Source organism: Phycisphaerales bacterium, from assembly GCA_035627955.1.
In the GTDB taxonomy this organism is placed as follows: domain Bacteria; phylum Planctomycetota; class Phycisphaerae; order Phycisphaerales; family UBA1924; genus JAEYTB01.
Window position 1 is genome coordinate 278,513 of sequence record DASPKU010000001.1, and the last position, 15,328, is coordinate 293,840.

The 15,328-nt window shown below is 68.9% G+C and carries 14 protein-coding genes; 6 read left to right on the forward strand and 8 right to left on the reverse strand.

The window, feature by feature from the left end:
• Positions 1-3: 3 nt before the first annotated feature.
• Together VD997_01145 and VD997_01150 are read left to right on the forward strand one after the other, a co-directional pair.
• On the forward strand, positions 4-657 hold the full coding sequence (locus tag VD997_01145) for a response regulator (GenBank protein HYE60575.1): 654 nt from the start codon (positions 4-6) through the stop codon (positions 655-657).
• Positions 658-803: 146 nt separating this feature from the next.
• Positions 804-2,027 carry a hypothetical protein gene (locus VD997_01150; GenBank protein HYE60576.1) on the forward strand — a complete coding sequence of 408 codons (1,224 nt, stop codon included), beginning with the start codon at positions 804-806 and terminating at the stop codon, positions 2,025-2,027.
• A gap of 43 nt (positions 2,028-2,070) precedes the next feature.
• On the opposite strand, the gene VD997_01155 is transcribed toward VD997_01150, so the two are convergent.
• Both VD997_01155 and VD997_01160 read right to left on the reverse strand, forming a co-directional pair.
• Positions 2,071-2,766, reverse strand: coding sequence for a hypothetical protein (locus VD997_01155; GenBank protein HYE60577.1), 696 nt, complete (start codon positions 2,764-2,766; stop codon positions 2,071-2,073).
• A 15-nt stretch (positions 2,767-2,781) separates the two neighbouring features.
• On the reverse strand, positions 2,782-3,333 hold the full coding sequence (locus tag VD997_01160; protein ID HYE60578.1) for a hypothetical protein: 552 nt from the start codon (positions 3,331-3,333) through the stop codon (positions 2,782-2,784).
• A 175-nt stretch (positions 3,334-3,508) separates the two neighbouring features.
• Here VD997_01160 and VD997_01165 point away from each other — a divergent pair, with 175 nt between their 5' ends.
• Positions 3,509-3,967 carry a hypothetical protein gene (locus VD997_01165; protein HYE60579.1) on the forward strand — a complete coding sequence of 153 codons (459 nt, stop codon included), beginning with the start codon at positions 3,509-3,511 and terminating at the stop codon, positions 3,965-3,967.
• A gap of 126 nt (positions 3,968-4,093) precedes the next feature.
• Here the strand turns inward: VD997_01165 and VD997_01170 are convergent, their stop codons facing one another.
• Positions 4,094-6,115 carry an ATP-binding cassette domain-containing protein gene (locus tag VD997_01170; GenBank protein HYE60580.1) on the reverse strand — a complete coding sequence of 674 codons (2,022 nt, stop codon included), beginning with the start codon at positions 6,113-6,115 and terminating at the stop codon, positions 4,094-4,096.
• Positions 6,116-6,233: 118 nt separating this feature from the next.
• On the opposite strand from VD997_01170, the gene VD997_01175 reads away from it, so the two are divergent.
• Positions 6,234-7,718: a transglutaminase family protein gene (locus VD997_01175; GenBank protein HYE60581.1), complete on the forward strand. Its 1,485-nt coding sequence runs from the start codon at positions 6,234-6,236 to the stop codon at positions 7,716-7,718.
• 88 nt (positions 7,719-7,806) lie between these two features.
• Here VD997_01175 and VD997_01180 read toward each other — a convergent pair whose 3' ends face one another.
• The 3 genes from VD997_01180 to VD997_01190 all read right to left on the reverse strand — a co-directional run bounded on the left by VD997_01180 (position 7,807) and on the right by VD997_01190 (position 10,432).
• Positions 7,807-8,376: a hypothetical protein gene (locus VD997_01180; GenBank protein ID HYE60582.1), complete on the reverse strand. Its 570-nt coding sequence runs from the start codon at positions 8,374-8,376 to the stop codon at positions 7,807-7,809.
• A gap of 87 nt (positions 8,377-8,463) precedes the next feature.
• Positions 8,464-9,600: an FAD-dependent oxidoreductase gene (locus tag VD997_01185; GenBank protein ID HYE60583.1), complete on the reverse strand. Its 1,137-nt coding sequence runs from the start codon at positions 9,598-9,600 to the stop codon at positions 8,464-8,466.
• Between the two features lie 121 nt (positions 9,601-9,721).
• A complete protein-coding gene (locus tag VD997_01190) occupies positions 9,722-10,432 on the reverse strand; it encodes a methyltransferase domain-containing protein (protein ID HYE60584.1) in 711 nt (236 codons plus the stop codon).
• Positions 10,433-10,527: 95 nt separating this feature from the next.
• Here VD997_01190 and panB point away from each other — a divergent pair, with 95 nt between their 5' ends.
• Together panB and VD997_01200 are read left to right on the forward strand one after the other, a co-directional pair.
• Positions 10,528-11,481, forward strand: coding sequence for a 3-methyl-2-oxobutanoate hydroxymethyltransferase (gene panB / locus VD997_01195; protein ID HYE60585.1), 954 nt, complete (start codon positions 10,528-10,530; stop codon positions 11,479-11,481).
• A 33-nt stretch (positions 11,482-11,514) separates the two neighbouring features.
• Positions 11,515-12,930: a trypsin-like peptidase domain-containing protein gene (locus VD997_01200; GenBank protein ID HYE60586.1), complete on the forward strand. Its 1,416-nt coding sequence runs from the start codon at positions 11,515-11,517 to the stop codon at positions 12,928-12,930.
• Here the strand turns inward: VD997_01200 and VD997_01205 are convergent.
• Positions 12,907-13,893, reverse strand: coding sequence for a YdjY domain-containing protein (locus VD997_01205; GenBank protein ID HYE60587.1), 987 nt, complete (start codon positions 13,891-13,893; stop codon positions 12,907-12,909). The genes VD997_01200 and VD997_01205 overlap by 24 nt on opposite strands.
• Positions 13,890-15,218: a UDP-N-acetylmuramoyl-L-alanine--D-glutamate ligase gene (gene murD, locus VD997_01210; GenBank protein ID HYE60588.1), complete on the reverse strand. Its 1,329-nt coding sequence runs from the start codon at positions 15,216-15,218 to the stop codon at positions 13,890-13,892. Before murD ends, VD997_01205 begins: the two co-directional genes overlap by 4 nt.
• Positions 15,219-15,328 lie beyond the last annotated feature (110 nt).

A 15,328-nucleotide genomic window follows, 5' to 3' on the forward strand; every position in this document is an offset into this window, starting at 1 on the left:
TGCATGGAACCGGAAGCACCGACAACCCCGCAGGCGACGACGGACCCGCTCAAGCTGCCGTCGCTGTCGATCGTGGCCCTGGATGACGACGAGGACTTCCGGCAGTACATCCGCTCGGTGCTGGAGACCGACGGGCACGCGGTGCGGACGTGCGCGACGCCGGATGAGTTCTTCCAGGCGTGCGAGCAGCACCTGCCGGACCTGGTGCTGCTGGACATCAAGATGGGGCGCTACAGCGGCGAGGTGGTGCTGGCGGAGGTGCGGAAGCGCTGGTCGCGGCTGTGCGTGATCGTGGTGACGGGGTACCCGTCGCTGGACTCGATGCGGCAGACCTTCAAGCAGGACGTGTTCGATTACCTGGCGAAGCCGTTCTCGGTGGCGGAGCTGCGGCGGAGTTTGGCGCAGGCGGTGATCACGCTGGGACTAGGCCAGAGGCCGCAGGACCGGCTGCGGGCGGAGCTGGGGCGGCAGATCCGGCTGGCGCGCACCGAGCGCGGATGGACGCTGAAGGACCTCAGCGAGTCGAGCGGGGTGAGCGTGAGCCAGCTGAGCTCGATTGAGCGTGGGGCGCACCTGCCGAGCATGGAGTCGATGGTGGCGATCGCGATGGCGCTGGATCAGAAGCCGTCGGTGTGGTTTGAGGCGGCGGGGTTGTAGTGCGGAAGAAAAGAGTCTCTCGCGGAGATCGCGAAGGCGCGGAGGATGACAATGAACTGGCGTTTCTCCGCGCCTCCGCGTTCTCCGCGAGAGATTCCGGTCTTTCAGGCGGTGTGAAGCGGACGCACCGAGATGAGGACATCTCGGTGGCACGCTACAGTGGGCGCGTGACGCAGGCGCCGGTGCATATTCAGTCGCGGGAGCGGAGGCCGACGCCCAAGGGCGGGGCGCTGCTGTTCACCGCGTTTGAGCCCAGCGGCGATGATCACGCGTCGGCGGTGATCGCGGAGCTGAAGCGGCGGCACCCGGAGCTGCCGATTTTCGCGTGGGGCGGGCCGAAGATGGAGCGGGCGGGGGCGGTGATCGTCGAGCGGACGGGCGATGACGCCGTGATGGGGATGCCGGGGATCAAGAAGATCATCGAGCACCACCGCATTAACGAGCGGATCGAGGAGTGGATCAAGCGGAACCGGCCCGCTGCCCACGTCCCGGTGGATTCGCCCGCGGCCAACACGCCGATCGCGGAGATCGCGAAGCACAACGGCTGCCGCGTGGTGCACCTGGTGGCGCCGCAGATCTGGGCATGGGGGCGGTGGCGGATCCACAAGCTGCGGCGGATCACGGACCTGGTGCTGTGCATGCTGCCCTTCGAGGAGGTGTTCTTCACGCGCCGGCGGGTGCCGGCCAAGTTCATCGGGCACTTCCTGTTCGACAAGAAGCTGGACTTTGAGGCTCTGGACCGGCGGGGGGCGATCTTCGGGGATGGGTCGCCGCGGGTGGCGATGATGCCGGGATCGAGGCCCGATGAGCTGGCGCGGAACTTTCCGATCCTGCTGGACGCGTACGCGGCTATCAAGAAGAAGCACCCGGGGGCGGTGGGCGTCGTTGCGGCGACGAGCGATCGCGTGGCCGGTGAGCTCAAGAGAATGGCGGAGGGGAGCCCGGCGGGGTGGCCGGAGTCGCTCCGGGTGTTCGTGCAGGACACCGATGCGGTGGTGCGGTGGTGCGACCTGGCGCTGGTCAAGAGCGGCACGGTGACCATGCAGGTGGCCAAGCAGGTCAAACCGATGGTGGTGTTCTACAAGAAGAGCAACCCCTTGTTCTTTCTGATGGCGCGGACGGTGCTGTCGACGAAGCTGTTCTCGCTGCCGAACGTGCTGGCGCGGAAGCGGATCGTGCCGGAGTTCATCCCGCACTTCGGCGGGGCGGCGGCGATCGTGCGGGCGGCGGAGGAACTGCTGAGCGATCCGGAGGTGGCGGAGAAGCAGCGGCGGGAGATGCGCGAGGTGCTGGCGACGTTCAGCAACAAGAACGCGGCGGGTGAGGCGGCGGATGCGATCGAGGAAGTGGTGGGGATCGAGAAGAGCTAAACCGGACAGCGGAAGCCGGAAACCGGAAGGCGGAGGGGACTGATCAGCGTGGCAGGAGCGCAACGGTGCAGGTGCTGTTGCCGATGCGGTCGGGGATGGGGAAGGTCTCGGTGATAGGGCTGCGGAACTTGTGGCCTTTGTCGAGCGCGCGGTGCAGCGCGATCGTGAGGTCGTGGCTGCCGGTCTGGGACGTGTCGGTGTAGAGGATCAGCAGCAGGGCGGACCAGCGCAGGGCCTCGTCGGCGTTGATTTTTGCGAGGTCGGTGTAGAGGCTGCCGGTGAGCTCGCTGCCGTAGGCACGGTTAGGTCCGGGCACGCCCTGCGTGTAGCAGTACTGGCCGACGACCTTGACCTCAAGCCACAGGGCTTCCTCGGAGCGGAGGGTGTCGAGGGCGACGGTGGGCTGGGTTGCGAAGGACTCGAAGAGCGTGCCCGCGGCCTTGTCCTGCTGGAGCAGTTCGGCGACGGGGTCGAGGAGCACCTGGCCGCTGCGGGGCAGGAGCACGAGGTCGCAGCGCTGGCGCTCGGCGAACTTTGGGCGTTTGGCGGCGATGCCGGGGTAGGGGTGCTCGCGGATGACGCCGAGGCCCGCGGCGAGGAAGGCCGCGGCGAGGATGGGGTGGGTGCGGACCTCGGTGAGGTGGTCGAGGCCGTGGACTGCCTGCTCGATGACGGTGGCGCGGCTGTACTCCTCCAGGCCCTGGCGCGCGGTGCGGAGGATGTCGTGGAGGTCCCACATGCTGCTGGGTCGGGATCAGGTGATGGTGGTAGCATCGAGCTCGCGGGCGAGCTTGCCGATCTGTGCGAGTGCGTCGGCGTGGGCGTCAGCGCGGGACTTCTTCCATTGCTTGGGCAGGAGCCAGAGCAGCGGGAGGATCAACAGGGGCAGGTACCAGGCCCAGGTCTTCCACTCCTCTACCGGGTACCACGACGGGAACCAGCTCACGAGCATGGAGTGCGTCAGCCAAGTGCCGGGCCAGATCGAGAACACGATCACGGCGGCATAGATCCACAGCACCTTGTGCAGCACGACGGTGCGGAACGTGAGGCGGGTGGATGCGCCGGGTGAAGCGGTGGCGAGGAGCTTGTGCTCGAAGGGGGCGGCGAAGGCCTCTACGGAGAAGAGAGCGGGCGGCTTTTCGGGCTGGAACCCGGCCATGCGGCCGCGGCGGGCGGCGGTGTCGAGGCGGCGGAGGATCTCGTCGGGGGTGTAGGGGGTTTCGAGCGTGGGCAGGGGGCCGCTCGCCGCGGCTGTTGGCGCGGTTGGGGGCTCGGCGGGCTGAGATTCGAGCGGCGGGGCCTGCATGGGGTTGAGGGTAGGGGCGGGGTTGGTCAACTGTGAGGGCCGTCAAGACCACGGAGATGAAGACGTCTCGGTGGCACGGGGGCTCCCGGCAGTACGGGTGGCATAAACGGACCAGGGGGCGGTGGGCAGGCTGTGCTTTGCTGGTTTGGGGGGCGGCGCGGGGTAGGGTGGGAGCGTGAACTTCCAACCTCAGAACGGCGTGGTGCGGGTGTCGCGGCTCCGTCTGGCGGAGAGCGAGGTGCTGACGCGCGGGGCGGACCCGGTGCGGGTGGCGTGGCGCGAAGTGGCGCGGGAGAACCATGCGTCGCGGGTCATGGGCCCGCAGGATGCGCGGTGGGAGCTGGCGCTGGAGGTTGAGGAGTCGATCGAGGGGGGAAGGGCCGCGATCATCCGGCCCGAGGTGCGGCGGCGGCTGGTGACGCGGGCGACCGAGCGCGGGCTGCGGCCTTTTGACGCGAACCTGGTGATCGCGGTGGTGCAGGAGGGGGCACGGCGCGGCGAGCGGGCGAGCGTGGGGCGGCTGGCGGTGGTCGGGCCGGCGCGGGAGAGGGCGCGGCCCGTGTCGCTGATGGTGGGAGCGGTGGCGCTGGGATTGGCCGCGGCGTTGGCGTTGGTGGCGTGGGTAGTGGGGTAAAAGGAAGAGTGAAAAGGGAAAAGGGAAAATGGGGGCGGTGTCACGCCGCAGTAGATGTGCGCGGCGTCGCTCGCGGTTGATGGTCTCACTGCCAACCCCTCCCTAGCCACGGGGGAGGGGACCGGATCAGGTTTCTTCCGCGCGGCGGGCCCATTCGAACTCGAGGGGTTCAAGCTCGCTGTTCACGCGGGTGCGTTCATCGCTGAGCTGGGATGACTTGCGGGCGTCGCGCCAGACGTCGGGGTCGCCGAGGTCCTGGTCGATCTGCTTCAGCCGCTGCTGGAGCTTCTCGATCTTCTGCTCGAGCTGCTCGGTCTTGAGGCGGGCGAGAGCGTTGGTGCTGGGGTTCGCGGCCTTGTGCTGCTGTTGGCGCTGCTTCTCTTTCTGGGCCTGTGCCTCGGCCTGCGCCTTCTTCTGGCGCTCGGCGTTCTCGCGGCGTTCTTTTTCTTCCGACTCCTGGCGGGCGAGCCGCTTCTTGCGCTCGAGCTCCTTCTCGTGCCAGTCGGTGTAGCCGCCGGTGAAGATCTCGGTGTTGCCCTTGCCGTCGAGCACGATGAGGTGGTCGCAGGTGGCATCGATGAGGGCGCGGTCGTGCGAGATCAGGATCAGAGTGCCGTTGTAGCCCTCGTCGTTGTCCTCATCGGGCATGGCGAGGGCGTCTTCCAGCCGCTCGGCCGAAGAGATGTCGAGGTGGTTGGTGGGCTCGTCCAGGATGAGCAGGTTCTTGGCGGAGGCGAGCAGGCCGGCGAGCACGGCGCGGCTGCGCTCGCCGCCGCTGAGCATGCCCATGTCCTTCTCTTGGTCTTCGCCCGAGAAGAGGAATGCGCCGGCGAGGTTGCGGGCGGCCTGCTCGCTCATCGCGGCCTGGGGGGCCTCCTTGAGGATCACGCCCTGGAGGTAGCGGTAGACCTGCACGTCGCTGGGCACGTGCTCGTGGGTCTGCTTGTAGTGGCCGACCTTGACGTTGCTGCCGATGCGGACGACGCCGGAATCGACGGGCGTCTCGCCGAGGAGGCAGCGGATCAGCGTCGACTTGCCGGCACCGTTGGGGCCGATGATGCCCCAGCGCTCGCCGCGGTTGATAGTGACGTCGAGGTCCTTGAAGAGGACCTTGGTCTTGCCTTCTTCGTTGGTGTAGGCCTTGGAGACGCCGCGGGCGGAGGCGACCATGTCGCCGGAGCGCTCGGCCTTAGGGAGGTTAAGCCTTAGCTCGGCCATCTCCATGGGGCGCTCGAGGAGGTTGTCGCGCTTCTCGCGGTCGAGGCGCTTCTCGCGCCCCATGGCCTGGCGGGCGCGCTGGCCGGCCTTGAAGCGGCGGATGTACTCCTCTTCCTTCTTGATCTTGGACTGCTGGGCCTCGTAGGCGCGGTGCATGACCAGGCGCCGCTCGGCGCGGAGCTGGCGGAAGGCCATGTAGTTGCCGGGGTAGTCGATGAGGCGGCACTGCTCGGCCTCGATAATGCGGGTGACGACCGCGTCGAGCAGGTAGCGGTCGTGGGAGACCATGACCACGGCGCCCTTGAACTCGCGCGTGAGGTAGTCCTCGAGCCACAGGCGGCCCTCGATGTCAAGGTGGTTGGTGGGCTCGTCGAGGAGCATGACGTCGGGGGACTCGAGCAGCAGGCGCGCCAGGGCCAGCCGCCCCTTCTGCCCGCCGGAGAGGCTGCCGACCTTGATGTTGAACTGAGCGTCGGTGAAGCCGACGCCGTGGAGGACCTCTTCGATCTTGTGCTCGATCGTGTACCCGCCCGCGGCCTCCATGGCGGTCTCGAGCTCGATCTGCTTCTGGAGCATGCGGTCGAGCTCGTCGCCCTTGGCGGTGGCCATGGCCTCGAAGAGGTGATTGAGCTCAAGGTGGATGCGGTGGAGCTCCTCGAAGGCGCCCTCGGCGGCCTCACGGAGGGTTTCGGTGGGGTCGAGGTTGTGGTCCTGGTGGAGGTAGCCCACGCGGCTGCCGCGCTGGAGGACCACCTGGCCCATGTCGGGCTTGAGCTGGCCCGTGAGGATTTTCATCAGAGTGGTCTTGCCCGCGCCGTTGCGGCCGACGATGCCGATGCGGTCGGTGGGCTCGATGGAGAGCGAAACGCCCTGGAGGATCGGGCGGTCGCCGTAGTTGTGGGAAATATTGGTGGCGGTCAGGATGGGCACGGGGCCAAGTGTAGATGGGCGGTGAGTGGATGGAACCGGGGTCGGGCGGGGACGTCCATAGAATGGGGGAGTCGCGCCGTGGCTATTGAGGGCTTGGCGCGTCCACCGGAGTAAGCCTGTGAAGAAGACCCAGCGTTGGTCGGGCGTGGCGTTGATCGCGGCGGTCGGTTTGGCGGTGGGGCTGGCCTGCGGGCCGGCGATGGGGCAGCAGGAGCCGCCCAAGCGACCGGTACGGACCGCGCCCAAGCAGAAGCCAGTGACCGCGCCGCCCAAGCCGCAGCCGCAGGCACAGCCGACCCCCGGCGCTCAGCCGCAGGCGCGGCCGCCGAAGAAGGACGAGCCGCCGAAGATCGGCGAATACGTCAGGCAGGAGCAGCCGAGGGACCTGACGCTTTCGGTGATGGTGCGGGTGAACCTCAATAGCCCGAACAACAAGACGACGTACAAGGACCCCTTCAGCGGGCGTGAGGTGCACATGCCTGCTCCTACGCCGATGAAGTTCAACACGCTGGGTTTCATCTGGCCCATCGTGCCATCCACGGCGTCGAGCGACCTGTTCTACAACGAGATCGCGGGCGAGCTGCGAGTGAACGACAAAGTGGTGGATACCGCGCCCGAAGTCCTGGAGGGGTACCCGGGGCCGGTGAAGCTGACGCGGTGGGATGCGGGCGCGCCCACAACCGAGGCCGAGGCGAAGCAGGTGCAGCTGGACGTGCAGATCGGCATGCGCTGCTACAACACCGTGTTTGATGAGGCGGCGGCGATGCAGGTGCGCTGGCCCAAGAACTACCCGGCGGACATCGCGGCCAACCTCCAGCCGCAGCTGTATGTGGAGCTGGGCTTGGACGCGGCCGGGCAGGTGCGGCCGTACGACGACAAGGACCTGTCGGAGACGCTGGCGGCGTGGATGGAGGAGGAGGGCGTCAAGGACATCAAGCAGCTGCCCCCGGCGCGGGTGGCGAAGGTGATCGCGGCCAAGGTGTGGCCGCTGATCCAGATCACCGGCGAAGGCCTGACCATGATGCGGACGGGCGAGCTCTCGGGCATGGAGATCAAGCCGCCAGCGCTGACGCTGATGGAGAAGCGCGGCAGCGAGCAGGACCTGACGGCGCTGATGGCCGCGCTCTACCGCAAGGCGGGGCTGCCCACGCGGACGGTGATCGGGTTCGACGTGACGAGCAAGGACGCCAAGTTCCTCCAGAAGAGCGGGCGGAGCAACCGGCTGCGGACGTGGGTGGAGTTCGCCCTGTACGACGAGGCGAAGAACACGATCAACTGGGTGCCGGTGGACATGGCGCGGATGCGCAAGACCACTAACCGGCCGCCGTCGATGGACCGCCCGTGGCAGTTCTTCGGGACGCACGACGAGCTCAGCGCGGTCACGCCGTTCGCGCTGCACTTCCACCCGCCGACGGACGTGGTGGCCTACGGGAGCCCGGGGTTCTGGGGGTGGTTCGTGACGCCGTCGCCGGCAAAGAGCGCGGACCAGGCGCTGAAGTTCGTGGCGACGCTGAGCAGCCAGCGCGGGGGGCAGGAGAAGGGAGACCCCAAGAACCGCGAGGAGAACAAGCCGAAGCCGGCGCCGAAGCGGACCGGTTACTAGGTCATCTACGGCTTCGAGGTCCTCGATTGGTTTGCTCCGCGCAACTCCGCATGCTCCGCGAACTCCGCGGTAGTGCCTTATTTTGCTGTCACTCGCGCGGATTGATAGCTGCGTCAGGGTTGGCTGGGCTGAGGTGGGGGACGAAGTGGGCGTACACGGCGCCGGTGATCGCGCCGAAGATGAGGAAGAGGCCCATGAGCGTCGCGGCGGTGAGCCAGCCGTAGTTGCCGCCAAGGAAGCCGGGGTTGCCGGTGAGCTCGCCGTTGAGCGGGTGCATCTCGCCGAGCGCTGCGAGCATGCCGCCGCCGACGATGGCGTGAGGGATGGCGATGGCGACGCCCCGGGCCCAGGTGGCCCAGCCCCAGGCGTGGAAGATGACGGCGTAGATGAGGCCGACGAGAGCGCCGAACATCACGTGCACGGCGAGGCCAAGCGCGAGCGCAGCGCCACCGGTGTCGCGTGTGAAGAGCGAGCCGAGGAACTCGGCGATGCTGAAGTTGGTGATCCCCATGAGGCGGGCGAGCCAGAGCAGGCCGCTGAAGACGAGGGCCGCGAGGGCGCCGGCGGTGAGCGCGCCGGGCAGGCTGTAGGCGCGGAGGGAGTGGGGGATTGGGGTGGCGACGTCGGGGATGTCGCGGGGGTGGTGGGCGAGGGCCATGGTGACCTCCGTGTCGGGCGATTCGCGCGCGAGCGGCGCGCCGTGCCTGATTGACGGTTCGCGCGGTCGCTTTGAGGCAGCGTGAAGTCAGGGTGATGCGGGCGCGGCCTTGCCGGTGAGCCGGTAGAAGGGCCGGAACGACAGGCCGGGGACGAGGGCGAACGGCCAGAGGGCGCGGACCAGGTGCGGGCGCATCAGCGTCCACGCGGTGAGCTGGCAGGCGGGAAGGCGGAGGCGGAGCTGCGCCGTGTAGCTGCGGTGGAGTTGGTGCTGGGTGGTGTGAAGGCTGTTGAGCTGGTCCCGCGTTGTGAGCGTGGCGAGGCGGGCAAGGGTGGCGGTGTGGTGCGCGAGCTCGGCGCCGGACCAGAGGGCGAGGCCGATGCCCTCGCCGCCGACGGGGTCGACCGCGCCGGCGGCGTTGCCCAGGCGGAAGGAGCGGGGGTGACCGGGCATGATGGGGCGCGAGCGTGGAACGCCGCAGGACTTCCAGGGCGTGGTGCGCCACTCGGGCCGGAAGGCGGGCCAGAGGTGCTGGACGATCGCGTCGGTCGACGGGTGCGTGCGAGAGAGCTCGCGCCGGGCGACCAGGGCGCAGGTGGCGAGGCCGTGCTCGACGCCGATGGTGCCGATGTAGGCGCCCGAGCAGGAGCGCATGGTGATGGTGTCGGGATCCTCAGCGTGCGTGCCCGGCGGGATGCGGAGGTGGCACTTATGGGCGAGCAGGGCGGGGGCGTTGGGGACGGGGCCAGCGGGGTCGTGACGGCCCGAGCCGTCGGCGTGGATGACGATGTCGCAGGTGATGGTGCGGGCGTCGGTGAGTTCGATGGTGACGCAATCGTCGGCGAAGGTGACGCGCCGGGCGGTGGCGGGCTGGAGCACCTGTGCGCCCGCCTCGGTCGCTTTGCGGAGGAGCAGCGTGTCAAGGGCGGCGCGGCTGAGGGACCACGCGGGCGTGGGCTGCGTCCAGGTGCTGCGGTGGTCGCCGGCCTCGAGGACCATGCGGGTGATGCGGCGGGCGCCGGCGGCGGCGAGTTCGTGCGGGGGGATGAGGGACTCGAGGATGGAAGTGGCCGCGGGGCTGATGTACTCGCCGCAGACCTTCACGCGCGGGAAGGGACGGGACTCGAGGAGGGTGACACGGAGGCCGGCGCGGGCGAGGTGGGCAGCGGCGGTGGAGCCCGCGGGGCCGGCGCCGAGGACGGCGATGTGCGGGGCGGGGGGCATGGGTACCAAACACGCAGACAGGGGTACCAAACACTGAGACACGGAGGGGCACGGAGGGTCCGGGACAAGAAGGCGCGTGGAAGGGAGCCATCAAGGGTCGCCACGGCGACGCACCGAGGCATCAACGCTGGACGGGCTTCTCGCCGGCGATGGTGAAGCGGTGGGTGAGGGCGCGCCAGGTGTAGGTGGTGTAGGTGATGCCGGCGCGTTGTGCGAGTGACTCTGCTTCTTCGCGTGTGAAGCCCGCGGCAACAGAGACGCGGGCGTCGTGCTTGACGATGTGGGGCATGCCGAGGGTGAGCAGGCGGATCACGCGGGCGGAGGCGGTGGAGCGGACGAGGTCGTTCCAGATGAGGCCGCGACGGGCGATGGTGTTCATCTGTCGCAGGACGGTGATGATGTCCTCGTCGCTGAGGTGGTGGAGGAAGAGGCCGGCGTGAACGTAGTCGAAGGACGTGGGCTCGAAGGTGCGGTCGAGCGTGAGAGCGTCGGCGTGCCGGAGGTCGATTGCGGGGTGGTTCTGCGTGTGCTCACGCGCAAAGGCGAGCGTCTCGTGGTGCTTGTCGACGCCGGTGATGCGGAGGTCGTACCCGCGGCGCTCGGCCCAGCGGCGGGCGGCGAGGGGCAGGTCGGCGGAGCCGGTGGCGACGTCGAGCAGGGTGATGGGGCGGTCCTTGGGCCAGCGGCACGACCAGGCCTTGAGGTGGCGGAGGAGCGAGGACTCGCCGCCGAGGACGCGGTTGACGGCGCGGATGTAGCGGAGGGAGAGGGCGAGCTGGTCGCGCGGGACGTTGGGGTCGTCCATGAGCTCGGGGGTGAGCGTGCGGTGCATCGGGTGGATCGTACTTGCCGGTGTGCGGGATTGGTGCGGGATCAGGCGGAAACCAGCGATATGAGGACATCCCGACGGCACGGCTACGCTTGGGTGTGAAACAGCCCTCATCCGGCGAGGCGGTGACGATTCGGACCATCCGCAAGATGGCGCGGGACGGGCGGCCGTTCGCGTGCCTCACGTGTTACGACGCGACGACGGCGCGGTTTCTGGCCCGGGCCGGGGTGCACATCCTGCTGGTGGGCGACACGGCCGCGGAAGTCATCCTGGGGTACAGCCGGACGATCGATATGCCGCTGGAGGTGGCGATTGCCCTCACGGCGGCGGTGAAGCGGGGGGCGCCGGACCGGATGGTCATGGCGGACATGCCGTTCATGAGCTACCAGGCCGACGAGGGGGACGCGATCCGCAACGCGGGGCGGTTCCTGACGGAGGGGCTCGCGGACATCGTCAAGATCGAGGCGGACGCCAGCCATGCGCCGCTGCTGGAGCGGATGGCGCGCGCGGGCGTGCCGATCTGCGGGCATGTTGGGAGCCGGCCGCAGCTCGCGGGGCTTTCGGGGGGGTATACCGGGGCGGGGAGGACGCCGCGGGAGGCGGAGCAGATCGTGGCGGATGCGGTGGCGCTCGAGCGAGCGGGGTGCGTGATGCTGCTGATGGAGGCGGTGCCTGAGGACGTGGCACGCCGGGTGATCGAGGCGACGACGGTGCCGGTTATCGGTATCGGTGCGGGGGATGGGTGCCACGGGCAGGTGCTGGTGCTCCAGGACCTGCTGGGGATGACGGATTCGCCGCCGCGGTTTGCGGAGGCTGTGGCAGACTTGGGGCGGCAGATCGAAGCGGCGGGTGCGGAGTGGGTGCGGCGGGTGTCGGAGCGGCGGGTGACGCCCAAGGGCACTGGAACGCCCGGGAATCCGGCTGGTCCGCGGTCCAGCATCCGCGGGGCGGGCGGGGGCGAAAAGACCACGGAGCCTCATAGCGGCGGGGGCTCAGTGGAACCGGGTGCCTCAGAAGCGGGCCGGGTCACGCCGATACAAAGGAAGCAGTAGCCGCCGCGGCGGGCGGTTTGGAGGTTCACCAGCATGCGGCGATTCATGAGCTTCGGACCGGCCTTCGTGGTGCTGGTGACCTCGGCCGTGACGCTGGTGGTGGTGCCCGGGGCCATCCGCAACATCGGCGCGGCGGACACGCAGCGGACCGTGCGGCTGGCCCAGCAGGCGCTGGATCAGGATGACGTGCTGGAGCGGCTGAACCGCGCGACGCGGAACATCGCGGCGGCGGTGGAGCCCAGCGTGGTGCACCTGGACGTGACCGCCGGTCGCGGGCGGAGCGTGGTGCGGCGGGCGACGGGCTCGGGCTGGGTGTACGACAACCTCGGACATATCGTGACGAACGCTCACGTGGTGGGCTCGAGCGACACGGTGACGGTGCAGTTCTATGACGGACATGTGGCCAAGGGGCGTGTCGTCGGCACGGACACAATGAGCGACATCGCTGTGATCCGCGTTGAGGATGCGGAGAACCTGGTGCCGGCGCGGCGCGCGACGGGGCAGCGGGTGGAGCGCGGCGACCGCGTGTACGCCTTCGGTTCGCCGTTTGGGTTCAAGTTCTCGATGTCCGAGGGCATTGTGTCGGGGCTTGGTCGCTCGGCGCGGACGCTCATGGGGCAGTACGGGATCTCGAACTTCATCCAGACGGACGCGGCCGTGAATCCGGGCAACTCGGGCGGGCCGCTGGTGGACATCCGTGGGCAGGTCGTCGGCATGAACGTTGCGATCGCGACGGCCAGTGAGAACGGCGGCGGGTCGGCGGAGAGCAGCGGGCAGTCGGCGGGCATCAGCTTCGCGATCCCGCTCACGACGCTGGAGACGCGGGTGGAGCAACTGATCGCGGGCACGCCGATCGTGCCGGGGTACCTTGGGATCACGTACGCCGACCGGCCGCGGGTTGATGGGCAGGACCGGCGCGGGATTCCGGTGGAGAGTGTGGCTGAGGATGGCCCTGCGGCCAAGGCCGGCATGCAGGCGGGCGACGTCATCATCTCGTTCAACGGCCAGTCCACGGCCGAATGGGGTGTGCTGCGCTCGCTGATCACGACCAGCCGGCCGGGCGAGAAGGTGACCATCATCGTGCTGAGGGACGGGAAGGAAGTGTCGCTCGACGCGGTGCTGGGCGAGATGCCCGCGGCCGCGCGGCTGACGCAGTTGCGCCCGGCGCTGCTGGAGACCTTCGGCGTTGCTTTCACTGATCTTGACGAGGGCCCGACGGTGGCGTTCCTGATCGACGAGAGCCCGGCGAGCCGCGCGGGGCTGGCGCGCGGTCAGGTGGTGACCACCGTGGCGGGCGAGAAGGTCGAGGACGCAGACACGGTGGTGACGGCGCTGGAGAAGGCCGGGCTGTTCGCCGGCAAAAGCGTGAAGATCACCGTCATGGAGACGGGTGAGGACGGCACGTCGAGCACGCGGGAACTGACGCTACGGCTGAGCGGCGGGCGGTGAGGCCGTGGCCGCGGCGGGCTTGGGGTTGCCCGCGGGCCTGATGCGGACGGTGACTTTGGTGTTGTACGGCGGGAGCGTGGACGCGTTGGCGATCAAGCGCGGTTCTTCCACGCCGCTGTCGGGGTTGTACATACGGGGCCAGGCGAGGGTCTCGCCGCCAAAGGTGTGCAGGCCTATGAGCGTGCCGTCGGCGTCGGCGCGGTAGGTGCCTTGGGCCTGGCGGTCGATCATCTGCGAGCCCGCGAACAGCCAGGCGGCGCCGGGCTCGAGGTCGGCGAGCGTCTTCTGGGTGTTGACGTCGAGGACCCAGGCCGCGGGGTTGACGGTGGTGCGCCTGCCGTTGTGCTCGTAGGTCGCGGTGATTTTCACGGCCGGGCCGCTGGGCGGAATCGTCTCGAGCTTCTCGCCCTCCCAGTTCCAGCGGCCGGGAGCGCCGGGCTCGAGGCCGATCAGCAGCAGGGCCGCGTGCACGTGCGAGGGCTTGGCGCTCGTGAGCAGCAGCGCCTCGTGCTCCTTGGTGTCCGGCGGACAGGCGATGACCTCGAGGTACACGCGGGGCTTCTGCGGGTCGTGGGCGTTGATGGGGACGGTGGCGTCGAACTCGACTACCTTGGCGGAGGCGTCGACGCGGACGTGGGGGAAGACCTCGCGGAGGGACTGTTGGGTGGGAGATGCCTGCGCTAGGTTTGTGGGCGCAGGTGGTGTTGGCGGTGTGGGCGGCTGCGGGGGGGTGGGGGGCGTTGGCGGAGTTGGGGGCGCTGGAGGTGTGGGTTGCGCCGGCGGTGTTGGCGGGGTCTGGTGCTGCGGCGAGGCGACGTCGTGACGGCGGTGGGGCACGGCCTCGTGGGCGCGCTGGATGTCGCGGTTGGCGCAGGCGGGGAGGAGTGATCCCGCGGCGAGCAGGAGGAGTGAGGTGCGGGCTGAAAGCCCGCCTCCCCGGTTCGGTGTCGGGCAAGCGGTCATACGCGGGCTCCCATGGCGAGCTCGGCGAAGCGCTGGCCGCGTTGCTCGTAGTTCTCGAACTGGTCCCAGGAGGCGCAGCCGGGGCTGAGCAGGACGATTTCTCCGGGACGGGCACGGGCGTGGATGTGCTGCATGGCGACCTCCAGTGTGCCACAGGGGGTGGCGCGTGCGGCCGAAGCGGCCGCGATGGCGGGGCCGGTCACGCCGATGGTGTACAGCCCGGCGAGCTCGCGTGCCAGCTGGCCGATTGGGGAGAGGTCCGACTTCTTGTCGTAGCCGCCGGCGATCAGGTGGATGCGCTGCCGATGGTCGCCGAAGGCGTTCACCGCGAGCAGGCACGATTCGGGCGTGGTGCTCTTGCTGTCGTTGTAATAGCGGACGCCGTCAACCTCGCCCACGAGCTGAAGGCGGTGAGGCAGGCCCTGAAATGTGCGCACGGCCTCGATCGCCTGCTCGCGGGTGATTGTGAGGTCGAGCGTGGTGGCGGCCGCGATCGCCATCGTGGCATTGAGCTGGTTGTGGGGGCCGGGGATCGCGAGTGAGTGGGTGAGGGGGTGAGTGGGTGAGGGGGTGATCCGATTGACTCCGGTCGGCAGGGGCCAGGTGGCGACGCTCTCGCCGAGGATGGCGGTGTCGCCGGGCTGCATCTTGGAGACGAGTCGGCGCTTGCTGTTGGCGTAGTGCTCGAAGCTGCCGTGCCAGTCGATGTGGTTGGGGCTGACGTTGGTGACGACGCCCACGTGCGGTGAGAACCTGCAGTCGGGGCTGGCCTCGCCGAGCCAGTAGAGCATGGCATTGCTGAGTTCGAGGACCACGAAGGTATCTGGGGTGATGCGCGCGAGGTCAGATAGCAACGAGCCACCAATGTTGCCGCCCAGGACGGTGTCGCGCCCGGTGGTGGCGAGGATGTGATGGATCATCGCGGTGGTCGTGCTCTTGCCGGCGGAGCCGGTAATACCGACGACCTTCGCGCGGTTGGGAAGACGCTCGACCAGCAGGCGGATCTCGGTGGTGATCGGGATGCCCGCGGCCTGCGCCGCCCGCAGGAAGCGGTTGTCCCAGGGCTTGGGCACCGCCGGGTTGGCGATGACGAGGTCGCACGTGGTGAAGTCGCTGACGTTGTGCTCGCCGAGGCGCAGCTCGACCTGGCCAGCGTCGATGAGGTCCTGGATACCGGCGATGGAGGCCGCGAGCTTGTCGCCGGGCTCGATGTCGGTCAGAAGGACCTGAGCGCCCTGCGAGCAGAGCCAGCGGGTGACGCCCGCGCCGCCGCCGAAGCGGCCCAGGCCCATGACGGTGATCTTCCTTGAATCGAACTCTCCCATCTGGACTCCCTTCCCATCCATTCTTGGGTACCCCGCCGCTCCGCGGCGGTTCGGCGGGGCGCGAGTGATGCTGCTTTCTGTGTGAAACGAAGAGCCGCCGCGGAGCGGCG